We start from the raw sequence: 26,368 nt of genomic DNA on the forward strand, positions 1-26,368 counted from the left end.
ATGGCTCTTCTTGAAGTAAAAGGGGTCTCCGTTTCATTCAGACGAGCTCGTGGCTGGTTTGCATATGAAGAGAGCGAGGTCATTCAGGATCTGGATCTGACCGTAAACGAAGGCGAGATTGTAGCTGTCGTAGGGGCAAGCGGATCTGGCAAAAGCGTGCTGGCACAAGCAATCATGGGCATCCTTCCTGCCAGTGCCAGGCTTGAGGGACAGATCTGTTATGCTGAGGAGCCGCTGACGAGAGAGCAGCAGCTTCGTCTGCGCGGAGATGAACTGGTGTACATTCCCCAATCCGTTACTCACCTGGACCCGCTGCTCAAGGTAGGGAAGCAGGTTCAGCCAGTTCACCGAAAGCCGGGTGAGCGCCGGGTATCTACCAGGTTACAGATGCATAAGGCAGAGAGAGAACTTACAGATCGCTATCAATTGCCCAAGGGAACCAGCAAGAAGTATCCATATGAGCTCTCCGGAGGCATGGCTCGGCGGGTACTCATGGCAACGGCGACTTCCGGTGAGCCCAAGCTGATTATTGCCGATGAGCCGACACCGGGAATCCATCCCGAAGTGCTGGCAGATACGATGAAACAATTCCGGGAAATGGCTGACCGGGGGGCAGGCATCCTGTGGATTACCCATGACATAGCTTCGGCACTGACCGCAGCAGATCATATCGCTGTATTCTATGCCGGTTCCTGTGTGGAGATCGCACAGGTCAAGGATTTTACGGACACAGGAGATGGATTGAGACATCCTTATACACGTGCACTGTGGAATGCTTTGCCGCAAAATGGTTTCCAGCCCATCCCGGGCTCTCAGCCGCTGGCGAATCAGCGGAAGGGAAGCGGTTGTCCGTTTGCACCCCGCTGTACTGCTGCGACATCTGCATGTACAGATCAACATCCTGAATTGAGGACGCTGCGAGGCGGAGAAGTGAGGTGTATTCATGCCACTTGAAGCACGGAATGCCGGTTATGGATACGACAAGAACCATTGGTTATTTCGGGATATGAACCTGAAGCTGGAGCAGGGAGAAGTTGTGGGATTGTGGGGACCCAGTGGATCTGGCAAAACAAGCCTGGGACGCATCCTGGCAGGGTATGCAGAACCTATGGCAGGAGAAGTGCTGATGGACGGGAAGCCGCTTCCACGAGCTGGAGTCTGTCCGGTTCAACTTGTATTTCAGCACCCGGAAAAAGCAGTCAACCCACGCTGGCGAATGCGCCGTGTGCTACATGAAGCCGAGATGGCCGAGCATCCCGTTCTGAATGCTCTCGGCATTCAGCCTGAATGGCTGGATCGCAGACCGGATGAATTGTCTGGTGGAGAGCTGCAGCGCTTCTGCGTGGCCCGCGCACTGGGCAAGGAAACGCGTTACCTGATTGCGGATGAGATGACAACGATGCTGGATGCCATCACGCAAGCCCAGATCTGGCATACTGTAATGGCAACGGCGCGACAGCGTAATTTGGGGCTGCTTGTGATCAGTCATGACCTGGACCTGCTAAACAGACTCTGTGACCGAATCATGCCCATGCCTGTATCTGAGCTGTAATGATAAGAAAAGCCATCTTCCTTCGACTTGATCGAGGAAGATGGCTTATTTTATAGGCACTAGTTTTGTTTGTTCAATTGATTCACCATCAGGGATAATCTGCGCATCGCTTCTTCAACCGTGGACCGTGGACAGGCGACATTCATCCGCATGTATCCCGTGCCTTCCGATCCGAAGACGGTGCCGTCATTGAGGGCGAGACCTGCTTCGTTCAGGAGCAGCCGTACAAGCTCTTCCTGGGGAACACCCAGCTTGCTGAAGTCCATCCAGAGCAGATAGGTCGCTTCCGGCAAATCAATGCCAACATCAGGCATGTGCTTCGCCGCATACTCCTGAACGTATTCCATGTTCCCCCGAATATAGGCAAGGCAGTCGTCCAGCCATTGTTCGGCTCCGTTGTATGCAGCCTCGGCTGCAATGGCGCCCAGTGTGCTGATACTGGCGAGGCCCATCGTTTTGACGCCCTGGGCAAAGGATGCACGCAAGGAGGCATTCGGAATGATGATATTCGAGGTGCATAGACCGGGAATATTGAATGTTTTGCTTGGTGCCGTGCAGATGATGCTCAGGTCGGCAATGGCCTCCGAAACCTGGGACAGCGGAGTATGCGTGCCGCGTTGGTGCACAAGATCGGCATGAATTTCATCCGACACCACAAGTACATTATATTGCACGCACAGGGCAGCAAGGCCTTCAAGCTCCTCGCGAGACCATACACGTCCAACAGGATTATGAGGGCTGCAAAGGATAAGCATCTTCACCCGGCCTGTCTGCAGGCAGGATTCCAGATGTTCCAGATCCATGGTGTAATGCCCGTCTTCGAGACGGAGGGGATTCGTCATCAATTCTCTGCCCTGGCCACGTACCACTTCATAGAAGGGGGCATAGACTGGAGTTTGAATCGCAACAGCATCACCCGGTGCCGTAAAACGTTGAACGGCAATGCTTAGGGCTGGAACGATTCCAGGTGTAAACACAACCCAATCATCGTTGATCTTCCAGTTGTGGCGTCGTTCCATCCATCCTCTCAGGGCTTCGTGATATGCATCCGTGCGCACGGTATAACCGAAAATGCCATGTTCCATCCGTGTCTGCAATGCCTCAATAACAGATGGTGGTGCAGCAAAATCCATATCCGCCACCCACATAGGCAGTGCATCGGCCACGCCAAAGATTTCCTCAAGTGCGTCCCATTTCTCCGAACCGGTAGAGAGACGATTAATCGGCTCATCAAATGTGTTTTTTTTCATCATTAGGTTCCCCCTTCTAATCCGTTCATTCGACCACAATCGACAGATAATTATCTAATAAATTCGTTATTTTCGCAACTTTTTGACCTGCTTCCAAACCCCTTACGGTATGGTCCAAATTCCTTGGGTTTATTCAACTGAGCATGTACTTCAATGGGGATCTATGTAGTCTGTCTTCTGATCTCTTTCAACTCTAACTCTTGCAACTAAACCTGCTGTTTGGCTAAAACGTTTAGTTCAACAAATAAAAAAACCATCGCAGCGCCATCTTCCCGATGACTTCCTTCCTGCGATGGTTGTATCTCTACTTGGCTTGTCCCATGGAAAAAAATAATTACAAGTGCTCGTTGAACCATCCGGCTATGTGCTCAAGACGTCTCACTCTCAGATGCGGGTGACCGCCTCTGGAAAGTTCATGATTAGCCCCAGGGAAACGAACGAGACGGGTCGTTTGTCTGCGGCGCTTCAGGGCAATGTACAATTGCTCAGCTTGTTCAATCGGACACCGAAGGTCCTGTTCACCATGCAGGATCAGCAGAGGTGTTTTTACATTCCCTACATAAGCCAGAGGGGAGTGCTTCCATAACAGTTCCGTATCCTCCCACGCGTTGCCGCCAATCTGATCTTCGGTGAAAAAATATCCGATGTCGCTGACACCGTAAAAAGAGAGCCAGTTAGAGATGGACCGCTGCGTGACGGCTGCCTTGAACCGGTCAGTATGTCCAACAATCCAGTTGGTCATGAAGCCCCCATAGCTGCCTCCGGTAACGCCCAAGCGGGTTTCATCAATAAACTCATAGGTGGACAAGGCATAATCAACGGTCTCCATAAGGTCGCGGTAATCGCCACCGCCGTAGTCACCACGACAGGCATTCACGAACTGCTGCCCATAACCCAATCCACCACGCGGGTTGGTATAGACGACTGCGTAGCCCTGCGCAGCAAGCATCTGGAATTCATGCATAAAGGTAAAGCCATACATCATGTGAGGACCGCCGTGAATCTCAAGAATGGTTGGGATTTTGACACCGTCTACCATGCCGATTGGTTTCATGATCCATCCCTGCAGCTGAAGCCCATCCGAGGTATCAAACCAGAACATTTCCGGTACACTGAGCCGGATCTCTCCTTCCAGCTGGGGATTACTGCGAGTCAGCTGGATGGACTCGGCTCCGTGATCATCCGGATGGGGATACCAAAAGAGGTCTCCTGGGCTTTGCGTGTCGGCAGCAGCTGCTACAATGTCACCATTCTCCAGTTCTGCAAACTGATAAAACTCTTTCTCCGCAGGCAGTATATACTCCGCTTGACTGCCATCCAGTGCAACACGTGCGATTCGAACGCTGCCATGAACGGTAGCCAGACAGAGAATGGAAGAGCCGTCCCTAGTGAATAATGGCCCCGTTGTTGTCAGGTGGGCACGCATATCTCCAACGATACTATGATTCATCTGTACGTCCCAGTCACGGGTCAGGCACAGAGGCTGACCGCCCGAGATCGGAAGTGTATAGAGCTTCACCAGAGTAGCATTTCCGTACGAGCGGTCACTGGCAAGCAGGGCGAGGGATTGTCCATCCGGTGCATATGTCAATCGGCTGAAGGTGAGCCCTTCCGGAGTCAGCTGCGTTATGTCAGACCCATCTGGATTTGCGCGGTACACATGGTTGGTCAGTGCAAAATCGTTATGCTCCTCGCCTGCTTCCGGCAGCTGGGCAATCCAGGCAATGGACGTTCCGTCAGGTGACCATGCATAATCACCGACGTCGAAATGACCGGAGGTAACGGGAGTGGCTTCACCGCCGTCAACCGAGATGTGGAAGAGGTGAGAGCGTCTGCCATTCCACAATCCTCCGCCGTCGGATTTCATGCGAATTCGGTCAACAACAAGTTCTTGCGGCAGTTTGTTGTCTGTATTGGATTCTTCTTCTGCTTCACTGTGCATATCAACAGAGGATTTCACAAGTAATGTCTGGCCATCCGGAGACCAGATGAGGGAACTTGCTCCATGCTTCAACTGGCTGACTTGTCGTGCTTCTCCGCCATCTGCGGCGATGATCCAGACTTGTGTTTTTCCCTCATGCTCCCGTAAAAAGGCAAGCTGTGACCCGTCCGGCGACCAGGAGGGCGAGTGATCCTTGTCACCGGAGGTAAATCCTCTGTCCTTCTGACTCTTCAGATGCAGGAGTCTCAGGTGAGAAGAGTAACCGTCCCGGTTGTCATTTGTCTTCCGACTTACATATACCAGCTGTTCGCCTCCAGGAGACGGGGTTGGATCGTTCACCCATGTAATCTGATAGAGATCTTCCGATGTGATGCCACGCAGACTGTTCATTGATTATCCTCCCACCTTGATTTCGGTAATGTAATTTCCTAACCTTTCCATTTATATTAAAGGAAAGCAGTGGGGAGGACAACATGCTTCTGCACGAATGGAGATCGTTGCTTGGCTTATATCTTAACCAGGAGGAATTGCTGAATGTATGGCGAATCCTAATGGTGGAATTGTCATGAACACGATGGATCAGGGCTGGATTTTCCTGTTTGAAGTTGGTTTGTTTTGGTTAATAACCTATGTGTTTTTTGTCTGTTAACGTTTCTAATCTGATATAGAAGATATAAGCATTGCCTATTTCGTTCAAATTAAAGGAGGAGCACGAGATTGTCGACATCCTATGAACAACAGCATGTGGAATATCCGAGCCGTAAACGAATGGGATGGCTTGCGGCCGGAGCTGCACTTTTTGTGGCCGCCGGATTTTTTTTGATGTTCAGCGATTCTTCTGATACAGGGGATTCTGTAATTTCCGCGGTTGTAGGCCTGGTTTCCGTCCTGTTTTTTGGACTCTGTCTTGCATACAGCTTGGTGAAGATGATCAAGAAGGAACCTTCATTTGTCGTCAATGAGCAAGGATTCGTGGATGCCTCCTCGTATACCTCGGGAGGCTTCATTCCTTGGAAAGATGTAGAGAACATTTTCATGTATGAGTTAATGGGGCAGTCGATGATCGGTGTTAAACTCAAGGATGAGCAAGCCTTCCTGGATCGTCAGACCGGTGTGAAGCGCAAGCTGATGACCGTGAATACACAGATGGTAGATGCTACGGTGAGTATAGCCCAGAGCAGTCTGTCGTTGCCGCTGGAACAGCTGTATATCATGATGGTGGGACGATGGAAGCGTGCGAGTGAAATATACAAGCCAGGCCAGCACGACAAACTATGATTTCAAAATACCTCATAAGAATAGGAGGAATGCAAAATGGCAACACATGGAGCGAAGAACCGTACCGTTCTGCTTCCTGACGGTACATCCCTGCCTGCTATAGGGCAGGGTACCTGGTACATGGGAGAAGACCGTTCAGCCCGTGCGCAGGAGGTAAGAGCATTGCGTAACGGGATTGAACTTGGCATGACAGTGATTGATACCGCAGAGATGTATGCTGAGGGCGGGGCGGAAGAAGTCACCGGAGAAGCGATAGCGGAATGCCGGGATGAAGTTTTTCTGGTCTCCAAGGTTTATCCGCATCATGCAGATCGCAAACAGATGGTCACAGCCTGTGAGAACAGTCTCCGGCGTCTGGGTACAGACCGATTGGATCTATATCTGCTGCATTGGCGGGGAAGCGTACCGCTGCAAGAGACGGTTCAAGCATTGGAAGACTTGAAACATGCGGGTAAAATCTTGCGCTGGGGCGTGTCCAATCTGGACACGGAGGATATGCAGGAGCTGTGGGATATTCCGGCTGGCCAGCATTGTGCCGTGAATCAGGTATTGTATCATGCGGCATCGCGCGGCATTGAAAGGGATCTCCTGCCCTGGCTCCGGGAAAGGAATGTTCCCGTAATGGCGTACTGCCCGCTCGCTCAGGGAGGCAGGCTGCGCACCCAGCTGCTGGAGCATCCGGTCATACGAAGTATTGCTGCTGAACGTGGAGTGACCGCATCACAGATCGCATTGTCCTGGGTTATCCGGGATGGCGATGTGCTTGCGATTCCCAAAGCAGTACAGTTGTCTCATGTGGCAGAGAATGCCGCAGCCATGGATATCGTTTTAACAAACGAAGAAGTAGAACGGTTAAATGAAGCCTTCCCGGCACCAGCAGGTAAAGTTCCTCTGGATATTGTATAAATGGGCGCAGTGCACCAGCTGATTAGCTTGGTTGAGTAGAGAGCAGATCGTATATGATCTGCTCTTTTTTTATTTTAGCCCATAGTCATAGGACATCCTTGTGGGATTTCTGCATAAGGTTAGAAATAAATAGGCTTTACAACAACATAGCACTAGTGTACTATGTAACTAACACACCAGTACAGAGAGGAGCGAGTGCTTTGTGGCTATGGAATTCGATAACAACTTACCTATATACCTGCAGATTATGCAGTACATCAAGAAGCAGATTGTGACAGGCACACTGAAGGCAGGCGATAAGATTCCTTCGGTCCGGGAATTGGCGGCTGAGCTGCAGATTAATCCCAATACAGTACAGCGGACATTTCAGGAATTGGAGCGGGAAGAAGTGGTCGAAACGAAACGGGGGCTGGGCAGATATGTCACAAGTGAGGAGTCGAAAATAATGACGATCAAAAAAGAAATGGCGGGAGAACTGCTGGAGCGTTTTTTGACAGGCATGCAGGAACTCGGGATTGAAGAGCAGGATATTGTTACCATTGTTGCGGACGCGGTCGCTGGAGGTCAGTTATCACAGCACAGTCATGAACAGGGGAAGGGAGGGGCAGGGCATGAGTAACGTCCTTGAATTGAATCACATTAGTAAAATGTACGGCGGCAAGCGGGCACTAAGCGATGTCACGCTTACGGTTGCGCCAGGCAGGATTGTTGGGCTGCTTGGCAGTAACGGCAGCGGCAAGAGTACCCTGATGAAGCTTGCTGCCGGATTGCTGCATCCTTCAAGTGGTACCATTCAGATCACGGGTAAACCGGTTGGGCTTGAGACCAAGTCGCTCGTTTCCTTCATGCCGGATCGCCCCTTGACCGAGAAATGGATGAAGGTTCGTGATGCCATTGCATACTACCGGGATTTCTATGCTGATTTTGATGAGGCGAAGGCCAGGGAAATGCTTGATTTCATGAAGCTCGCCGAGGGTGACAAGGTAAGGCATTTATCCAAGGGCATGAATGAAAGACTTCAACTAACACTGGCACTTTCCCGCAAGGCTCGTCTGTATTTGCTGGATGAACCGATCGGCGGTGTTGACCCCGTTGCCCGCGGCAAAATTCTCGATGCCATCGTAAAATTCTATGACGAACACAGCAGTCTGATAATTTCGACACATCTGGTGACCGATATAGAACGGATCTTTGATGAAGTCATTTTCATCCGTGAGGGAGAGAAAGTGATGCAGGAAGAGGTTGAGACGCTTCGTGTGAAATACGGTAAGAGTGTGGATGAGATGTTCAAGGAGGTGTATGCGGAATGATGACATTGTTGAAATATGATTTTAGAAGAAACTGGAATCTCTTATTGGCAGGGCTGGTGGTATTGATCATCGTTCAGACCGGTCTGGCATTGTTCATGTCCGAGGTGGCAGGGCTAGTTATTGGTATTATTGCTTATGCGGGGGCAGGGGTAGCCATCTATGTGAGAATGATTAAGACATACTGGTCCAACATCCGTGCGTACAATCGTCGTCTCGTACCCGTAACAGGGCTGTCTCACCTATTGTCTCCGCTACTATTTGGTACACTGTGTGGGCTGGGGCTAACAGCAGTTGCCTTCATTCATTACCTCCTCTACGTTGCCACGAATGCAAGAATGCACTTTCTCAGCTACATCCATCTTTCGGGTATCCATCTTTCAGACTGGCTTACTCTGCTGTTGTTTCTTTGGTGGGTTGCCATCTTTATGACCATCATCATTTTTCTCTCCATATCCATTGGAGGCAGCTTCAGGTGGAAAGCAGGCCCGTGGATTAGTATCGTCTCATTCTTCGTGCTGACCAATCTAATCAGTTGGCTGGAGAATGTCATTCTTGCTGGTCGCTTCAGCCCGAATGAGTTGTTTCAGTTTACTGAAGAGAGTACAGGGATCACACTTACAGCGAATGGAGTTTTGTGGTCAGATGGAAGGCTGGGGAGTATCCTATTTGAGATTATTGTGGCAGTAATTATGGTTGGAGTGGCTGTATATCTGAATAATAAAAAAGTAGAGGTTTAGCAGCATACTTCTTGGCGATATGAACCACACGGGCGATCACGATCGTCCGTTTTTTTTATGATTTGAACATAAAGAATTCGACAAGTTATGAAGCCATTTCCAATTCTCATACGTAAATACATATATAGTATGGACTTTACCGGGCAGGTTTAATTTCAGCAAAAGGGGAGGATGTTATGGAACTATACTTCAGAGATAACTTTTTCAACGCAGGATACACCGAAATTATGGACGGGAATCAGGAGCAGGCCGGACATTTGGATCTGAAAAGTCTATTTGGTTCTTCACTAGATGTATTCGGTCCAGAAGGGCTGATCTGCAGTGGTCGATTCGGGATGTTAAGCAATCGCTGGGATGTCACTTCAGTGGATGGAAGACACCTTGGGGTCCTCCGAGCCAGAATGAGCTTTTTTAGTAAACGATACGAATACGATGCTGGACCGCGAGGAATCTATGAAGTATCTGCACCGGCATTTTCCCAGGAATATGATGTCACGGGAATGGGCGGCAGAATTGTGGCTGGCTTCAGGCGTACGAGCGGCTGGTTCAGTTCAGGAGCTTTTGTATTGAGTAACGAGTCCGAGCAGCTGGATACCTATGAATTGATTGCTGTCGTTATGGGTGTGCATGCCATCAACAAAAGACGGAATTCCGCTGCCACATAGCGCACAGATGAACAACCCGAACCATATGGTTCGGGTTGTTGTTTGTTATGTGGACACCTTGGCCTCGGAAGTCAGACCCGGCTCACCTTGAGGTTCCGGATCTGCGTAGCGTGCAAGCACCTTGGCTGCTGTCTCGGACATGCGATTGAGCAGCATAACGTTGTCTACAATCCGCACCCGTTTGCCGAGAAAACGCATTTTGGACAACACATAATCCATCTCACTCCGGGGGATCGTCAGCTCAATCCGGTAGGTATGCTGAGCTTCCACATACGTTACCTGTTTCTCGAAGCAGGAGAAGGCATATAGAATTCGTGACAATTCCGTATTAAACTCCGGCAGTACTTCAATCGTGATGGTTGTCTTACGTTTCTCACTCAAATGGCGGATTTGCTCCGTATAACGCGAGACGTTTTCCGGTTCAAGGACCTCGGCCTCCGCAGTGATAATACTGCGCAGCTTGGTTGACATTAATTTCCCGAAACGGGGGGCGTACCAGAGCACATACCACTCTTTTTTGACCATGGAATATTCGAGCTTGTACGGGAATCCGAATTGATCCTGAATGATTCTTCCATTGCGGACATGCCCCGTTAGTCGAAAAGCTTGTTGGTTCATTATGATTTTGCGCAGTGGATGGAGCAGGGGGTGGGAGACGCTGTGTTCTTCGCTTTTGGCTTTCTCGGTCAAGTACTCCTGCAGGTTCATGTCCGGCTCGTCATCCAGCATATCTCGCAGTTTATGGTAAGTGGAAGGAGTTAATGCTTCCTGGGCGGCAGTGTGATTCAGCATCATCCGGAGCCAAGCCCGTTCCTGGGATGTCCAGGTGAACAGTCCAGTCTCATTCAATCTCGTCATGATCTGATAGTTGAACATCTTCTCGAACAGATTCATAATATTGCGCAATCTCCTTCCATTCCTTAATCATCTCCTGGCGAAGCCTGTGAGGTGCAATGACCTCGCAGCTGGAGCCAAAGCTTCGAAGCCATGGTTTAATCTCCGTCGTACCGTTAACCCGGATCTCATACAGAAAGGTATGCTCGGTTTCGGGCGTAATGGTGCCCCACTGGCCCTGCAGACGTACCCGATCCAGAATGAAGTTGCGCTGACCGCTCTCGGGATGGAAAAAGCGGGCTTGAACCGTAACCGTCTTCGCCGTATCCACCAGCCAGCTGAATCGGCTGACTTCTGCCCATTGCTGCTTGAGATCGTGCATATACTCTGGGCTTACCGCATCCAGTTCCTCCATCTGGGTGATACCCTCCATTCGAAACTTCACGAACCCCCGGCGTCCCTGATATCCAATGACATACCACCGACCATATTGGTGATCATATACAACTTCGAGCGGCAGAATCTGATTGGAGTGTCCGCCGGCTTCCCGTTCGAATCGCGGATTCGTGTTCTGGGAGCTGTAGCTGGATGGTTTTTTGGGTGAAAAATAGACAAACTGGACTCGCTTGCACTGGCGAATGGCACTAAGCAGGGTATACAGATGCGCCTCATCCAGAATGCGGGAATAATAATGGTACTTGTATATAAACGGTTCGGTTACTTCCTGCTCGGGATAGCTTGCGGCTATTGCCTTCTTCAGGCTGTCTCTCAGCAGATACCCCTGTACCGAGGGAATTTGGGTATTCGCCATAATGTCCACAAAATCATATAACTCCAGCTGTTCCTGGGCCGTTAGTTTGGTGAGGACGTCCTGCTGCAGCATATAGCGATAAGGCCTGCCGCCCGGTTCCTTCCGGATAACACCGACTTCTTCCAGATACTTCAGATCGGTGCGGATCGTTTTTTCGTCAGGCAATGCAAGTTCCTCTGGCAGATCGGCACAGCAGGCATCCAGCAGTTCCATTGCGGTCAGCGCGCTGCCCTGCAGTGTATGTAAAATGACGGAAAGCCGCTGAACCTCTGTTTCTCTCATCGATTTGGCCCGAAAAAGGAAAAGCAGCAGGGGTTCCGCAGATTCCCCATATTGGAAACGGACGAGGTCCGTCATTTCTTTGCTCGGCTCTGAACCGTGGCGCTGGTCCGCCACAGATTGCATGATTTCTTTTAACCTGCGCGTCGTTTTATCAAAGGTATGTACGGAGATGCCGAGTCGTTCGGCATATTGTTTGCGATTGTATGCACCGCTTGTCAGAGACAGCATGCGAAGAAACTGAATTTCTTTGTCAAAGCTTTCTTTGGCCATGAACCATCACTCCTTGGTGGCCTGGAGTCAGGCAAATATGGATAAAGCAATGTGGAGCTTCCTACTTTCCCACTTCTCGTATCCCTTCATTGTAACAGGAAGCGTGGCGGGTTTCATTTGAAACTTACAAAGGTCGCCATACTTTCGCCATGTTCTAGTATGGATGAGTTAGGCATAATGAGGGTACGAAGAGATACGTGGCAAGCAGCAGAAGAGATAAAGGAGGCAGGTAGACATGACTCACGTTGATGAAGAAATGAGAGAAACGATTCGGCAGCAGCTCGCACAGATTGAACAGGAGGAACAGATCCGCATTATCTATGCCTGCGAGTCGGGCAGCCGGGCTTGGGGATTTCCTTCACAGGATAGTGATTATGATGTGCGTTTTCTGTACGTTAGGCCGCTGGATTGGTACTTGTCGATTGAGGATAAACGGGATGTGATTGAACGTCCGATCAGTGATCAGCTGGATATCAACGGCTGGGATCTGCAAAAGGCACTGAAGTTATTTCGAAAATCAAATCCACCGCTGCTGGAGTGGCTGCAATCGCCCATTCGCTACGACGAGCGGTACAGTGTGGCAGAGCACATTCGTGCATGGTCTCCGCTTACGTTCTCGCCCAAGTCCTGCATGTACCATTATTTGAATATGGCCAAAGGGAACTTCCGGGATTATCTGCAAGGCGAGCAGGTGAAGATCAAAAAGTATTTCTATGTGCTCCGTCCGCTGCTCGCCTGCGGTTGGATTGAACGTTATGACGCCATGCCGCCCTTGGACTTTGATGAGTTAGTCAAGGACATTATACCTGCGGGAACGCCGCTGTATGTGGAAATTCAAGATCTTTTGAGAAGGAAGAGAGCTGGAGAAGAACTGGATCTGGAGCCGAAGCTGCCAGCCATTCATTCCTATTTGGCAGAGAACATCGAGCATTTCGGACACGTAGCTGCGGACATGAAGAATGATCAGGTTGTAGGGTACGAAGAATTGAATCGAATTTTCCGATCTGCATTGAATGAAGCGTGGGCGGATGAAGAGCAGGAGCATAGGAAGAAGGAGGAATAATCCATGCATTTGATATTAAAAGCAACTGGAGAGGGAGCAGGCATTGTATCGCATCTGCTCTCAAAGAATCCGAATAATGTGTATGACCGGACGGATAAGGGTGTGCGCGTAAGAATGGTATACACGACAGCTGCAGAACGTGAAACCGAAGTGCTGATGCATGCCGAGCCTGATCCCGTTGATCTGGTTAGAGGCACACCGGATGGTTACGATATTACGCAGTATATTAATGACCGTGAATTTGTGACCAGCAGCTTGTTCTGTTCTTACATACGCTCGGCGCTGGGGACCGCGCTTAATGGCAAACCGAAGGAAGCCTATGTAGAGTGGGTAGGGCATCCGTTCGATATGGAGCTCACGTTTGGACCGGTGGCATCGGATCTGCCCGATCGAGCCATTGAGGAGTTGTTCTCGCCGCTTGGTTACGCTGTGACCCTGGACAGAGACGAGCTAGACTATACGTTTGATCTGAAAAAGAAGAGCACTGTCCGCCGCATCATTCTTCGCGGTCAGGTCACCGTGCAGAATGCACTGCGCCAGTTATTCCTGCTCATTCCCGTGCTGGATAACTATAAACATTATTTCATCAGCGAGGATGAAATCGATAAAATCAAGCGTTACGGCGAAGGTTGGCTGGACAGCCATCCACTGAAGGAAATGATTATCAAGCGTACGCTGCGGTTCGCCGAATTGATTCGGCAGTATGAGCGTCAGGAGGGTGTTCTATCTGCACCTGTGGAGGCGGTGGATGCTGGGGACGATAACGTGAGTGCCTATGAAAAAGGCGATGGACCTGACGTTCCGTCTCAGCAGGAGCAACCACCCGTTCGGTTAAATGAACTTCGTTATCGTGCAATCACAGATGTGGTCGCAGGCCTTCCGCATAAGCGCCGCATTGTGGATATGGGTGCCGGTGAGGGCAAGTTATCTGCGAAACTGGCTTATATCCCAGGTGTGGAGTCCATCTTGGCTGTGGAGCCTTCAGGACAGTCCCGGCTGCGAGCCATGGAACGCTTCGCCAAGCTGGAAGGACGAAGCGGGCTCGCGGCTATGCCGGAGTCAGTCATTGGCTCACTGTTTTATTTTGATGAGCAGATGCAGCATCAGGACGTCATGATCCTGTGTGAGGTCATTGAGCACATTGAAGATTATCGCCTGAACGGCATCATGGATATGATCATGAACGAATACCAGCCGGAAGTCCTGCTTGTGACCACGCCGAACAAGGAATACAACCAAGTATATGCAATGGAACAGGAGAGCCTCCGCCATCACGACCATCGCTTTGAATGGACCAGGGCAGAACTGGCAGCTCAGTGTGAGATGTGGACGAAGCAGGCAGAGTACACCTTTGAAATCAGGGGAATAGGGGAGTATGCAGAAGGCTTTGGGCAGCCGACGCAGCTCGTGATTTTCAGGAAGGAAAGGAGAGATCAACATGAGGGATAACCCGGGAGCAGGAGAAGAAAATGACACAGGCAGAACGCCTCATGATCCGGTGGCAGGAAGGGGTTACAAAAGACGCCGCAAAATACACCTGCCTCATGCAGGCATCGTCGTGCTTGTTGGTCCATCCAATAGCGGCAAAAGCACATTGCTGGAACGGCTCGTGGAGGAAGGAGTCATCAAACGTACGGAAGCCGTCTCATCGGATCAGTTCCGCATGCTGGTCGGAGATGACGAATATGTCGACTGGAAAAATCGCCCGCGGAGCGAAGCGGATGTGATCTATGCCGAGTACCAGCAGGTATCGGCGAAGGCTTTCGAAGCCATGGAAGCGATGCTGGCCACACGCTGCAGATTGAACAAGCTGACTTGGGTCGATGCGACCCATCTGTATACGGAAGATCGCCAGCGTCTTATTCATCTCGCGAGAAAAGCCCATGTACCTGTCATTGCGATCGTACTTGATGTTCCGGAGAAGGAACTGCTGGAGCGGGATGCTCGTCGCGATTATCCACGTGGCCGTCAGCGGGTGAAGCAGCAAGTGCAGCAGTTCAAACGCACGCTGCGCTCCATCCGTGAAGATGGCTTCGATGCCAATTATGTGCTGAAGCAGCCGGATGAACTTGAATTTGTCCGCACGGCCAATCCACTGATGGTCGACATGGGCGTAGGGATTGATATCATTGGCGATATTCACGGCTGTTATGATGAAATGATCGAGTTAATTATTCGGTTGGGATATGTGAAAGAGGGAGAAAACGGGTTGTACCGTCACCCTGAGGGAAGAAAGCTGGTCTCGGTTGGGGACGTATCCAGCCGTGGACCTGCATCGCTTCCATGTCTGCTGTTCTGGCAGCAGCATTGTGCTGCAGGGTTAGCCTACATAGTTGACAGCAACCATGGGTGGAAAATTGCCCGTTATCTGGACGGTCGCGACGTTACCCTTAGTCATGGAGATGAGTTTGTTGAGCAGGAGCTGAGCGAACTGGAACGGGAACATGGCATAGAGACAGCGCAGCGAATACGCACAGATTTAAGGGAGTTTCTGCTGAATGCCCCTTCCCATCTGGTATTCTCCCGGAACGGGATACGCCAGGTGGTGGTGGCACACGCGGGTATTCGGGATCATTTTATCGGAAAACAATCCAAACGCATTCAGGATTACTGCCGCTATGGTGATGTGGATGGAACAGATGAGCATGGACGGCCAATTCGGAAGGACTGGTACGTGGATCACACTTCAGGCGAATGTATCGTCTGGGGACATGACCCCCGTCCATATCCTACGATCGTCAATGATACGGTCAATATCGATCAGGGCGTTGTATTTGGGGGAATGCTGACGGCCTGGCGCATGCCGGAACGTGAGTCCATTAGTGTCGCGGCATTGCAGGATTATGCAGGAGATCCGGATAGTCCGCTCAAGCGCTGGGAACAGCGCCGGTTTGCACCGCCTAACCTGCGGAAATTCAAGGAAGGATTTACGGTGCAGACCGGATCCAGACTGGACGTATCCATCCAGGGGGAGGTAGCCCGGACGGCCATCGATACGTTCTCCCACTTTACGGTGCCGCTCGAGGAATTGGTTTATATTCCGCCTACGATGAGCCCACCGCCAGTGGCCTCTTCGGTAGAAGGGTATCTGGAGCATCCGCGAGATGCATTCCAATATTACCGGTCGCAGGGTGTTACGCGCATGGTGGCAGAGAAGAAGCATATGGGCAGCCGTGCCATTCTCCTCCTCTTCCGCGATCAAGAAGCTGCGAAGCAGCGAGTGGGAAGACCGATGCTGGGGAACATTGTGACACGGACAGGACGATCTTTTTTTGACCCTACAACAGAACAGAATGTACTGACCAGGTTGCAGGCGGACCTGACTGCAGATGGATATTTTGAACGTCATCAGACGGAGTTTGTATTGCTGGATGCCGAGATTGTCCCCTGGAACCTGAAGGCCCGGGAGCTGATCGCATCGCAATATGCGCATGTGGCTGAGGCTTCGCTCATGGATCGCGGAACAGTACTGGACAAACTGCGGAAAGCGGAAGCGGCCGGACGAGATGTGGGGGAGTGGTTGCAGGAGACCGAAGTCAAACTGGGGAATGCGACTACATTTCGTGACGTATTTCAGAATTACTGCTGGGATGTGAAGGAACTTGGGGATATCCGTATAGCTCCGTTCCACACCCTGGCTCACAGCACGGGAACGTTCTGGGATCAGACACATGAATGGCACATGGAGCAGAACCGCGAGTTCGCCCGGATGTCCAGCTTCATGATGGAGACGGAATATCGGGTGATTACGAGTGAGGCGGATGAAGCAGAAGTTATTCGCTGGTGGGAGGAAATGACGGCAGCAGGACATGAGGGCATTGTGATCAAGCCAGAAACCTTCCGCACATGGAATGGGAACAAAATGATCCAACCTGCGATTAAAGTACGAGGGCGTGCATATTTGCACATCATCTATGGGATGGATTACCTGGCACCCGAGAATTTGTCCCGGCTTAGCAAACGCAAAACATCCAAGAAGGAACGCCGTGCTCTGATGGAAAGCGCTCTGGGTATGGAGGGAGTGGAACGTTTTGTACGCAGGGAGCCTGTGGAGCGGGTTCATGAATGTGTGCTGGCGACGTTAGCCCTGGAGTCTGAGAAGGTGGATCCACGATTGTGATGGTCCGTGAAATAAAGGAAAACACCTTGTATTAGACTGAGATGAAGGCAGGCTTGGACGAGATCCAGGCCTGTTTTTTTGTTTTATTGTAAAAACTTTACATTTAAGAACATTTGAATTAGGAGTCTTAACTTCAATATAAACGAACCAAAGCCCTATATGCTTCCATGATTATCTGGGTAATAATGTATATAGCAAGTAGTCATTGGAATCTCATAACGTAACGATAGGGGGTAACCTGTATGGCATCCATGATTCTGCTGGTAAAACAGACGGAGGACGATGAAAAGGTTATTTATCGATTCGGACCCAATGAGCGGAAAATGGGACTGATTGAAATGAACAAGATCAAGGAAAGTGTGAAGGAACTGGAGCCTGTTCAGGTCGAAGGGGTTAATCCCAGCTTTTACTTCAATCGGGCAGCGCAGCGGCTGGTCCGATGTTTGTTCAGGGAAGGCGGCAAGTTTCCGGAACGGACGACGTCTGAATCCTAGTTTTTCTTTTTGGCTGTGTAAGCAGGGGTTACTCGCACAGATCGCATATGTCTTAACCAAAAAAAAGTCCAAGCTCATCCGACTTGCGGAGCGCATGGACTTTTTTAGTTGCTTCAAAACGTTTTGGCAAATGAAATGAGTGCAGTAATCGTAATAATGTTCAAGAGTGTGGAGATGAGCACCGTTTGGGCGGCAAAGTCGGGTTCGTTATCGTATTCTTCGGCCAGAATGGACGCATTCACTCCTGTAGGCATCCCCGAAGCGATGATCAGAGCCTGTGCGGCAATCCCTTCCAGACCCAGAAGTAGTACGATGGAAATCCCAATGGCCGGGCCAATCAGGAGACGCAAAAATGTGCTAATATACACATCAAGACGGTACAGCCGGATCGGATATTTAACAATCTGTGCTCCGAGGGTCAGCAGTGCCACAGCAACCATACTTTGCTGCGCATACGTCAGCGGCATGGACAAAAACGTTGGCAGAGGCACCTTCCACATATGGAACAGTATCCCCAGTAAGAGCGCATAGGGAACCGGCATTTTGAGAAATCCGATAATGACTGCACGGTAGTTCCCTTTCAGCTTCGCGCCCTGGATAGATAATACGCCATACGTGAAGGTCAGCAATGACTGCAGGGACATGACCAGAGCCTGAATGGAAGACGCCAGCGGGTCTCCGCGAAATACGAGCGCATTGATCGGCAGGCCATAGTTGCCTGCGTTGTCCAGCATGACACTGTTGTTAAAGGCGGCTTTCATGCCTTTGTTCAATCGAAGTGTTCGTGCGAACACAGATCCTACGATATACAGAATAATGACATATATGGCGTAGAAGAGAGTGACCGTACCGAGCAGTTCACCCGACATATCGGAATGGTACATGCTCATAAAGACGGCTGCGGGGGTAATACAATAGAAATTGATTTTGGCGAGGGTGTACAAGTCCAGCTTGAACACCTTTTGCATCCAGGACCCGACTCCGATCAGGAGAAAGACGGGCAGGACGACTTCAAGCATGATGTCTGCTATCATCTGTTCAGCTTCCTTTTTCATGAAAATTTCAGTCCGATTTCGTAAACACTTCAACCATTATATCATTTTATACACTAGGGAGGTCATGTGAATATGATTCCAGATCATCTGGATGTTGGGTTATCGATTCTGTTTATCGGATTCAATCCCAGCATTACATCAGGCGAAACCGGCCATCATTATGCCTACAAAGGCAATCGGTTCTGGCGTATTCTTGAACGTTCCGGCTTAACTCCTCGTTTATATCATCCGGAAGAAGATCAGGATCTGCTCAAATTGGGGTATGGATTTACCAACATAGTAGCCCGGCCTACGAGAGGCGTGGAAGATATAACACGTGAAGAATATGCGGAGGGACGTCAGATTCTTCGGCAAAAGCTGGAACAGTACCGACCGGACATTGCCTGTTTTGTCGGGAAAGGGGTATACACCCAGTACAGCAAACGTACCAAAGTGGAATGGGGATTTCAGGACGATCCGGTTGTCCCGGAAATTCAGGAATTCGTTGCACCTTCTTCGAGCGGACTGGTGCGCATGTCGATGGATGAGATTGTTGCTATTTACGCACAGCTTAGCAATTTTATTGCGCAGAAACGTTGAGACTGACTATAGTGGATTCGCCCAACCGGCTTTGAACCGGCCTTGAGCGAATTCTTTTTTTTTGCAGAAAGTGAGAAGTTTTGGAAAGTACTTCCGTCTATATAGTACAGAACCATGCATGGAAGCTGTAGAGAAGGGGGATTACATGACTCAACATATACAGGAGGAGGAGCTCATCGCGCGTATTATCGCGGGGGATAAACAGCTGTTCGCCTTGCTCGTGGATCGATATAAAAATAAAGTCTACGGCATTCTGCGCGGAATGGGCGCGAGTCATCCGGATGCGCAGGATCTTGCACAGGACACGTTTATTCGGATCTATCGCTATCTCCCGTCCCGAAGGGTAGGAAGCAGTTTTTCTTCATGGGTATATACCATCGCCGTGAATCGGATGCGGGATTTTATAAGGCAAAAGAAACCGGTGATGACGGCAAATGAACCGGTCATGGAGCCAGCCAGTGAAGAATCGCCGGAAAGGCATGTACTGCACAAGGAGATGCAGCGGGAAATATACCGCCAGATGGAACTGCTGCCGGAATCATACCGGCTTGTGCTGCTGTTGAAATATACCAATGAGCTAAGCTATGAAGAAATTTCAGATATCACCGGCATGAGTGCAGCGCAGGTCCGAAACGCGATGTACCGCGGGAAAAAGATGCTCAAGAAACAGATGGAGCGCAAAGGAGGGTTAGCCACATATGAAGCCTATTCCAAATGATGAGGACCGGTTATGGGAACAGCATGTATTTCGCGAGGAGCCAGAACCCGATTTTACGCTTCAGGTGATGAAGAAACTGGATGGTGTCTCCATGGAACGTGAAGCAGAAGTGAATTTTTTCGTGAAAAAGTCTTCCAAAACCCATTGGATGCGCCGTATGGGGGTTACAGCAGCGGCTGTTGTAATTCTTGCAGGGGGAACCTGGTTTGCTTGGGATTATAAAATAGGATCTGAGCAGCCTGCGGTCAACGCAGTGAATAATCCTCCGCTCCCCAATATTCCTGTACCAGAGGAACTGAAGTATTCCTATCTGGCTGATGATTACAAACGCCTAAAGCCGCTCGGTCTTGTGGTTAATCCTAATATTCATATCGAGGACCAGGGTTACACCCTTAAAATTGAAGATGTACTAGTGGACCGTTCGCAGATCGTGATTACTGTACAGCAAAATGCACCAGATGGGAGTACGATATATTCGGTTTATCCCGAAATGGGAAGAATTCATATCACAGATGGGCAAGGAAACTCGATTGCATCCTTAGCTTCATTTGGGGATCCAATTCAGAATGGTTCAAAATATCAGAGATTTGTATACCAGCTGCAGGATGAAATCCCCGATGAGGTGGTTGTACGCGGGGAGCTGGGGTATTTGAATATAGGAAGCTATTATAATTTCGAGACACAATCGTACGAAGACAAAGATGTCACGGTGGATTGGAGCTTCCAGTTCAATATCGATATGACCAAAGCCAAATCACTGGCTGTCGAAGCTCCTATGAATAACACATATACGACACCAGAAGGTTTGAGGTTGGATATGACACAGTTGGTGCGAACACCAAACGGAACCCGGCTTGACATGAATGTGAGTCTGAGTGAGCAGTTGCGTGCCAAAGTCGGAGAGGATTGGAAGAATCAACTGGAATTGCTGTACCATCTGGAGATACCTGAAACTAATGAGTACCGTGTATTTAACGGAATCAGGTCGAATGCCCGTCAAGCCAAATTTAGGTTAAGAGATACGAGTCAGTTAAGTCTGGATGGGGGACAGATGAGATTGTCTGAGACGTGGGACCCTGCTATTGTGACAGTGAATGCGAAGAAGATTCGCTTTGTCCTGGATGGGTACACCATCCCGGTAAGGGATGAGAAGTCCTTGGAAGTGGACCTGGAGAAGATGCGTGAGGATGCTGAATTTTACACTTACGTACTACAATTTGAACAATTTGGAGATGAGATTTTATTTTCTGATTTTAATTATAAATCTTTGTTGGATTCTTATAACGCTTCGAACGGAGATAGGGAAGAATACTCCCTTGTATTGGAGGGATATGGGTCTTTCCAGAATGCTTATAATGGAGATCATTGGGTGGCAGTCGATCAGGAAGGGAAAGAGTATCCTGTTGAAGTAATGGGTTTTCCAGATCAGCCCAATACTGACGGAGAATATGTTGCGGATAATCTGAAATTGATCGTCCGCGGCTATTACAAAGGAAGCGGAACGAAATTCACCTTAAAAAGAACAGCGCTAGTTAACGGAGAGTATCGCGATCTGAATTGGAAAGTAGATCTCCCATCGTTTACAAGCCTACCTTGGCAGAAATAACAAACACAAACTATTAGTCAGCAGGTAAAATTCAATTAAAATGATGAAAGGCCCCGCACTAACATGCGGGGCCTTTTTTGCTGTGCATTAGATTGTACTGTTGTTAAGGTGGAATGTATATCAAGTTAAGCCGATTCCCGCGGAATAAGGGAAGTGGCGAGCATGACGGTTTCTTTCGGTGTCCCTGGGCGTTCAATCCGTCTTTGCAAAGCTTCAATGGCCCGCTGTCCTAGCTCTTCCTTGCACAGGTTGACTGTTGTCAAAGGTGGGGAAGACGTTGCGGCAGAGTGCACGTTATCAATGCCAATCACGAGGCAGTCTTGAGGTGTGGAGATTCCGATCTCCTGCAATTTGTTCATCCATTGCAGGGCAATATCATCATTCACGCCAATCCAGGCATCTGGTCGTTCATGCTCCGGCATGTTTTTGATTTCGGCTGCGAGCTGGTCTACCCACTCACCTTGCTCATAAGGAACATTCCATTCCCGGAATGTGGCAGCTTGACCGTGGCCGATATGAAAATGATTCAATGCCAGTTCCATGCCGATCTTGCGCTGTGCGAAGCTGGCCGCACGGCCATCGTCCGTGATTAACCCGATTCTGCGGGATTGCAGGGACAGTAGATACCGCACAACGGTGATGCCTGCCTCCAGATTATCATGGCTGATCGTATCACAGTTCAGGAGCGGTTCCTGATGATCCACCAGCACGATGGGACGACCGGTCTGAGCCAGCCGCTGCAGAACGGCATGAGGAAAGGCGCCCATAACAATGACACCCGCACATCGTTCCCAGTCCAGATGGGGAGCAATGGCCCGTTCCGGTGGCGTATGTTCGTCCCCCGTACCAAGTGAAGGAGATACAATCGCGTGATGCCAGCCTCGTTCATTACAGCCTGAGATCATGCCGGACAGCACCCGCTGCCAGTAGTGAGGCTCCCTGCGGTTTAGCTGATTCATGCAGATGAGCGCGAATGGCGGTTCGGTTTGGTCTGCAGCAGCGGCGACACCGGTGCTTCCTGGTGTATTTTGGCGATAACCCAGAGCTCTCGCAAGTTCAAGCACACGGGCGCGGGTAGACTCGCTGACTCCTGTCTTGCCACTGAGTGCACGGGAAACGGCATATTTCGATAATCCAAGCTGGTCAGCCAGTGTCTGAATGGATACTTTGCGGGACATGTTCATGACTCCTTCATATGTAAACAAAATATAAATTTTGAATTGAATTCGTAACCATTATAGCAATTGCGAATTGACGACATTTACCAACTCACAGTACACTACAGTTAATAATGTTATTATATATTATGATAACAAAAATAACAATAATCAAATATGCCTAAAAGGATATGCCGGATTTGGAGAGGAACAGATCAGCCATATCCAAACACCACAACCACAATTCATGTCAGAGGAGACTACATCTATGGAACAGTTCAGATTACCGAAGATTCCCATGCCTCATCTGGAGTTGCCGCAGGCTGTGCAAGATATTCTGGCGGAGGCGGACAAGAAGCTGCAGCACAGACCGAGATTGCTCGCACAGTTCCGCAACTGCTTTCCGAGTACGCTCGAGACGACGACCAAACTGCTTGATGACGGTACAACGTTTGTCATTACAGGTGATATCCCAGCCATGTGGCTGCGTGATTCCGTAGAGCAAGTTATGCATTATGTGCCGCTCGCGAAGGACGATGCAGCATTACAACGGATTATCGGCGGACTGATCAAGCGCCATATGTTCTATGCTGACATTGATGTGTATGCCAATGCATTCAACGAAACAGCCAACGGCTGGCACTGGGATGCCAATGATGAGACAGAGATGTCGCCATGGGTATGGGAACGTAAATTCGAACTGGATTCCCTCTGCTTCTCGATGAAGCTGGCCTATGCGTACTGGCGTGAGACGGAATTGACAGATATTTTTGATGAACGCTTCAAAAGAGTGATGGAGAGTGTAGTCCATCTCTGGCAAACGGAGCAGCACCATACCGAGCAATCGCCATATCGGTTTATGCGCCGCAATTGTCCAGCCCATGATACGATGCGTAATGCGGGAATGGGAATGCCTGTGAACTACACCGGAATGATCTGGTCGGGTTTCCGTCCGAGTGATGATGCCTGTGATTTTCACTATAACATCCCCGCGAATATGTTCGCTGCGGTGACCTTGCGCCAGATGGGGGAGATCGCCAAATGGGTATTCCGGGACGAACAACTGGTTAGCGAAATGGAGCGGCTTGAAGAAGACATTCGCCATGGAATCTCTCTCTACGGCATATACAATCATCCGGTTTATGGACGAATCTATGCCTACGAAACAGACGGATACGGTAATCATTGCCTGATGGATGATGCAGGAACACCTGGACTAATGTCCATTCCGTATTTGGAATATGCACCCGTGGAGGATACCGTGTACCAGAATACGCGCAGGTTTATTCTGAGTAAGGAGAATCCGTTCTATTATGAAGGCCAAGCAGCCAAAGGGATCGGAAGCCCGCATACCCCGCCTGGATACATCTGGCATATGGCACTGTCCATGCAGGGACTGACCGCGGACAATGACGAGGAAATGCTGGAGATGATTGAACGGTTGGAAAATACGGATGCAGGGACCGGGTTCATGCATGAAGGCTTTCATGCAGATGATCCTGATACATTTACAAGACCTTGGTTTGCCTGGTCCAACAGCCTGTTCTCGCAGCTCGTGTACAAGGCCATGCAAAAAGGAATTCTATAGAGGGATATAAAATGATTATACAGTTAAACTCAAAAACTCCGAATGCATTACCAACTTTCAATCGCTGTTATTCCCGGATTTTCCCATCTACTTTTTCATTCTGTAAAGATGCAGCAAAATACTAAACTAACCCAGCTCAACTCGCGTAGATTTGCGGGTCGGGCTGGGTTAGTTTAGAAGAAGCCTTCTCCAAGCTATGCTTGCATCAGATCAGCGATGAGCACTTTCTGTCCAGTGCGGGCACTCTCGAGGGAAGCGAGCACCATCGCCATACTAAATTGATTGTCGCTGCAATCCGTTTCGGGCAATCGCCCGGATTCCAGCGCGGCGAACATGTCTTCGAGGCAGCCGTGATGTCCACTTTTCTCCATGACAGGCAGCTGTCCTTCGATTCGCTCTGAAGGCTGGAAGAAGGAAGGCTTACCGCTTGCATCCAGGTGCTCTGCAGCAACGACATCTGCATAAATGTCATCATGTCCATCCCAGATGGCTGTACCTTTTTCCCCGGTTACACGCCATGATGCTTCCCACGAGGTTGGGGCGCCTTCTGCGCACCAGGACCCGCGGTAATTAAATACGGAGCCGTCCGACATTTCGAAGATACATAGCGCCATCGCATTGCCTGTGTACCAGGAGCCTGGAGGGTTGAATTCGTGACAATAGACCGATACCGGATTGGTTCCAAGAATAAGTCTGGCCTGATCAAACGTATGAATCGCCATGTCCAGCAGCAGCGGACTGTCCATCATATCCCGAAATCCGCCAAAATGGGGTCCGAGAAAGAAGTCTGCCCCAGCATAACCGACCTTACCAATAGTGCCTCCGGCAATGAGCTCCCGAAAGGCGCGGATTCGAGGATCGAAGCGGCGATTCTGCATCACGGCTTGGATGCGGCCGGTTTTACGGGCAGTCTGGACGATATCTCCGCACTCCGCGAAGGTTTCTGCCAGCGGCTTTTCGCCAAACACATGGCAGCCTTGCTGCAAGGCTGTCATGGCAATGCCATAATGACTTGCGGGAATCGTGACATCGAATACGATGTTGGCTTCTGTAGCTTGGATGGCCTCAGCGATATCCGTATATGTAGGACAGGAGAGACCATGGCGTGCAGCCAGTGCTGCAGCTTGGTGTTCTTGTAGATCAACAAGCCCTACGATCTCCGTGTCCGGTCTTTGCATGGCGTAATCGACCCAGGTGTTGGCCATGGCACCGCAGCCGGCGACAAGCACTCGATGTTGCTGACTCACTCAATCATCTCCTTATTCCGGATTAGGCACAAAATCCCCGCCGCGGCTTTGTTTCAGATAGCGCAGAGCATGCACCTGTCCTGTCATTTCCAATTCATCTTTGTATACCGGATCATGCCAGCCTTCGATGTCGATCGTTCCCTGGTAACCGTTTTGCCGCAGAATGGTGATGATGTCGGACCAATTGGTATCTCCGAAGCCGGGCGTACGATGCCAGACATATTCATGAGGACCGTGAACCCCATATTCTTTGACGATATCCCAGGCAATGGTTGCGTCTTTGCCATGCACGTGGAACACTTTATGCGCCCATTTGCGAAGCTGAGGAATCGGATCGATGAGACTGGACATCTGATGGCAAGGCTCCCATTCCAGACCGATGTTTTCTTCCGGAACCGCATTGAACATCATTTCCCAAGCTGTCGGATTATGAGCGATATTCCAGTCGCCCGTTTGCCAGGTTCCACCCATATCACAGTTTTCAAAAGCAATCCGTACTCCCCGGTCCGCCGCCCGGCGTGCCAGTTCCCCAAAGACCTCCTTGAACCGCGGGATGGACTCGTCAATGGGCTGATTCGTTAGTCGTCCCGTGAAACCCGAGACAATGTCTGCGCCGAACAGATGGGCATGATCGATAACCCGTTCCCAGCTGGCCAGTGTGTCTGCATTGTCTCCGGCCCCGGTGAGCGGGTTGCCGAAAACACTGAGTGCAGAAATCTTAATATCATTTTCGTCGACCAGCTCGCGCACGCGCTTCGCTGTTTCGGCAAGATCCAGTTCACCCGTGGTTTGCCAAAAGGTCAGATTAAATGACTCGAAACCGTGTTTCATGATTTGAGGGATCACGCGGACAGCATCCGCTCCACCCACGAGGGTACCGATGCGCAATTGATTTTTCATGGTT

The 26,368-nt window shown here is 50.0% G+C and carries 24 protein-coding genes; 16 read left to right on the forward strand and 8 right to left on the reverse strand.

Annotated features, from left to right (window positions below; all coding sequences use genetic code 11):
- Window positions 1–954 (forward strand): ABC transporter ATP-binding protein, encoded by a 954-nt coding sequence (locus F4V51_RS05390; protein ID WP_153977172.1) that lies wholly within the window; start codon window positions 1–3, stop codon window positions 952–954.
- Window positions 944–1,552, forward strand: a complete 609-nt coding sequence (locus F4V51_RS05395; protein ID WP_153977173.1) for an ABC transporter ATP-binding protein — start codon at window positions 944–946, stop codon at window positions 1,550–1,552. The genes F4V51_RS05390 and F4V51_RS05395 overlap by 11 nt, the downstream gene beginning before the upstream one ends.
- Before the next feature lie 59 nt (window positions 1,553–1,611).
- Here the strand turns inward: F4V51_RS05395 and F4V51_RS05400 are convergent, their stop codons facing one another.
- Together F4V51_RS05400 and F4V51_RS05405 are read right to left on the reverse strand one after the other, a co-directional pair.
- Window positions 1,612–2,805 carry a MalY/PatB family protein gene (locus tag F4V51_RS05400; protein WP_153977174.1) on the reverse strand — a complete coding sequence of 398 codons (1,194 nt, stop codon included), beginning with the start codon at window positions 2,803–2,805 and terminating at the stop codon, window positions 1,612–1,614.
- Between the two features lie 331 nt (window positions 2,806–3,136).
- Window positions 3,137–5,134 (reverse strand): alpha/beta hydrolase family protein, encoded by a 1,998-nt coding sequence (locus F4V51_RS05405; protein WP_153977175.1) that lies wholly within the window; start codon window positions 5,132–5,134, stop codon window positions 3,137–3,139.
- Between the two features lie 327 nt (window positions 5,135–5,461).
- On the opposite strand from F4V51_RS05405, the gene F4V51_RS05410 reads away from it, so the two are divergent.
- The 6 genes from F4V51_RS05410 (at window position 5,462) to F4V51_RS05435 (ending at window position 9,640) form a co-directional block, all read left to right on the forward strand.
- Window positions 5,462–6,022 (forward strand): STM3941 family protein, encoded by a 561-nt coding sequence (locus tag F4V51_RS05410; protein ID WP_153977176.1) that lies wholly within the window; start codon window positions 5,462–5,464, stop codon window positions 6,020–6,022.
- A gap of 36 nt (window positions 6,023–6,058) precedes the next feature.
- Window positions 6,059–6,928, forward strand: a complete 870-nt coding sequence (locus tag F4V51_RS05415) for an aldo/keto reductase (protein ID WP_153977177.1) — start codon at window positions 6,059–6,061, stop codon at window positions 6,926–6,928.
- Between the two features lie 202 nt (window positions 6,929–7,130).
- Window positions 7,131–7,547: a GntR family transcriptional regulator gene (locus F4V51_RS05420; RefSeq protein ID WP_095288855.1), complete on the forward strand. Its 417-nt coding sequence runs from the start codon at window positions 7,131–7,133 to the stop codon at window positions 7,545–7,547.
- Window positions 7,540–8,238 (forward strand): ABC transporter ATP-binding protein, encoded by a 699-nt coding sequence (locus F4V51_RS05425; protein WP_153977178.1) that lies wholly within the window; start codon window positions 7,540–7,542, stop codon window positions 8,236–8,238. Before F4V51_RS05420 ends, F4V51_RS05425 begins: the two co-directional genes overlap by 8 nt.
- Window positions 8,235–8,975 carry a hypothetical protein gene (locus F4V51_RS05430; RefSeq protein ID WP_153977179.1) on the forward strand — a complete coding sequence of 247 codons (741 nt, stop codon included), beginning with the start codon at window positions 8,235–8,237 and terminating at the stop codon, window positions 8,973–8,975. The genes F4V51_RS05425 and F4V51_RS05430 overlap by 4 nt, the downstream gene beginning before the upstream one ends.
- Before the next feature lie 176 nt (window positions 8,976–9,151).
- Window positions 9,152–9,640 carry an LURP-one-related/scramblase family protein gene (locus F4V51_RS05435; protein ID WP_153977180.1) on the forward strand — a complete coding sequence of 163 codons (489 nt, stop codon included), beginning with the start codon at window positions 9,152–9,154 and terminating at the stop codon, window positions 9,638–9,640.
- Between the two features lie 45 nt (window positions 9,641–9,685).
- Here the strand turns inward: F4V51_RS05435 and F4V51_RS05440 are convergent, their stop codons facing one another.
- Complete coding sequence (locus F4V51_RS05440) at window positions 9,686–10,534, reverse strand: WYL domain-containing protein (protein ID WP_153977181.1); 849 nt, start codon at window positions 10,532–10,534, stop codon at window positions 9,686–9,688.
- On the reverse strand, window positions 10,482–11,837 hold the full coding sequence (locus F4V51_RS05445) for a helix-turn-helix transcriptional regulator (RefSeq protein ID WP_153977182.1): 1,356 nt from the start codon (window positions 11,835–11,837) through the stop codon (window positions 10,482–10,484). Before F4V51_RS05445 ends, F4V51_RS05440 begins: the two co-directional genes overlap by 53 nt.
- 235 nt (window positions 11,838–12,072) lie before the next feature.
- On the opposite strand from F4V51_RS05445, the gene F4V51_RS05450 reads away from it, so the two are divergent.
- The 4 genes from F4V51_RS05450 to F4V51_RS05465 all read left to right on the forward strand — a co-directional run bounded on the left by F4V51_RS05450 (window position 12,073) and on the right by F4V51_RS05465 (window position 17,514).
- Complete coding sequence (locus F4V51_RS05450; RefSeq protein ID WP_153977183.1) at window positions 12,073–12,900, forward strand: nucleotidyltransferase domain-containing protein; 828 nt, start codon at window positions 12,073–12,075, stop codon at window positions 12,898–12,900.
- Between the two features lie 3 nt (window positions 12,901–12,903).
- Window positions 12,904–14,349, forward strand: coding sequence for a 3' terminal RNA ribose 2'-O-methyltransferase Hen1 (locus F4V51_RS05455; protein ID WP_153977184.1), 1,446 nt, complete (start codon window positions 12,904–12,906; stop codon window positions 14,347–14,349).
- Entirely contained in the window at window positions 14,339–17,020 is a 2,682-nt protein-coding gene (locus F4V51_RS05460; protein WP_153977185.1) for a polynucleotide kinase-phosphatase, read from the forward strand. The genes F4V51_RS05455 and F4V51_RS05460 overlap by 11 nt, the downstream gene beginning before the upstream one ends.
- A 242-nt stretch (window positions 17,021–17,262) precedes the next feature.
- Window positions 17,263–17,514 carry an RNA-binding protein gene (locus F4V51_RS05465; RefSeq protein WP_153977186.1) on the forward strand — a complete coding sequence of 84 codons (252 nt, stop codon included), beginning with the start codon at window positions 17,263–17,265 and terminating at the stop codon, window positions 17,512–17,514.
- A 113-nt stretch (window positions 17,515–17,627) separates the two neighbouring features.
- Here the strand turns inward: F4V51_RS05465 and F4V51_RS05470 are convergent, their stop codons facing one another.
- The gene (locus F4V51_RS05470; protein ID WP_095288865.1) at window positions 17,628–18,548 is read right to left on the reverse strand and encodes an AEC family transporter; all 921 of its coding nucleotides are present in this window, start codon (window positions 18,546–18,548) and stop codon (window positions 17,628–17,630) included.
- Window positions 18,549–18,641: 93 nt separating this feature from the next.
- Here F4V51_RS05470 and F4V51_RS05475 point away from each other — a divergent pair, with 93 nt between their 5' ends.
- The 3 genes from F4V51_RS05475 to F4V51_RS05485 all read left to right on the forward strand — a co-directional run bounded on the left by F4V51_RS05475 (window position 18,642) and on the right by F4V51_RS05485 (window position 21,472).
- Window positions 18,642–19,148, forward strand: a complete 507-nt coding sequence (locus tag F4V51_RS05475) for a mismatch-specific DNA-glycosylase (protein WP_153977187.1) — start codon at window positions 18,642–18,644, stop codon at window positions 19,146–19,148.
- Window positions 19,149–19,293: 145 nt separating this feature from the next.
- Entirely contained in the window at window positions 19,294–19,866 is a 573-nt protein-coding gene (locus tag F4V51_RS05480) for an RNA polymerase sigma factor (protein WP_153977188.1), read from the forward strand.
- Window positions 19,847–21,472 carry a DUF4179 domain-containing protein gene (locus tag F4V51_RS05485; RefSeq protein WP_153977189.1) on the forward strand — a complete coding sequence of 542 codons (1,626 nt, stop codon included), beginning with the start codon at window positions 19,847–19,849 and terminating at the stop codon, window positions 21,470–21,472. The genes F4V51_RS05480 and F4V51_RS05485 overlap by 20 nt, the downstream gene beginning before the upstream one ends.
- A gap of 125 nt (window positions 21,473–21,597) precedes the next feature.
- Here F4V51_RS05485 and F4V51_RS05490 read toward each other — a convergent pair whose 3' ends face one another.
- Entirely contained in the window at window positions 21,598–22,650 is a 1,053-nt protein-coding gene (locus F4V51_RS05490; RefSeq protein WP_162009900.1) for a LacI family DNA-binding transcriptional regulator, read from the reverse strand.
- A 247-nt stretch (window positions 22,651–22,897) separates the two neighbouring features.
- On the opposite strand from F4V51_RS05490, the gene F4V51_RS05495 reads away from it, so the two are divergent.
- Window positions 22,898–24,217, forward strand: a complete 1,320-nt coding sequence (locus F4V51_RS05495; RefSeq protein ID WP_153977191.1) for a glycoside hydrolase family 125 protein — start codon at window positions 22,898–22,900, stop codon at window positions 24,215–24,217.
- Window positions 24,218–24,411: 194 nt separating this feature from the next.
- On the opposite strand, the gene F4V51_RS05500 is transcribed toward F4V51_RS05495, so the two are convergent.
- The gene (locus tag F4V51_RS05500; RefSeq protein WP_153977192.1) at window positions 24,412–25,464 is read right to left on the reverse strand and encodes a Gfo/Idh/MocA family protein; all 1,053 of its coding nucleotides are present in this window, start codon (window positions 25,462–25,464) and stop codon (window positions 24,412–24,414) included.
- Window positions 25,465–25,476: 12 nt separating this feature from the next.
- Window positions 25,477–26,364, reverse strand: coding sequence for a sugar phosphate isomerase/epimerase family protein (locus F4V51_RS05505; RefSeq protein ID WP_153977193.1), 888 nt, complete (start codon window positions 26,362–26,364; stop codon window positions 25,477–25,479).
- Window positions 26,365–26,368 lie beyond the last annotated feature (4 nt).

Source organism: Paenibacillus xylanilyticus (assembly GCF_009664365.1).
Lineage (GTDB): Bacteria > Bacillota > Bacilli > Paenibacillales > Paenibacillaceae > Paenibacillus > Paenibacillus xylanilyticus_A.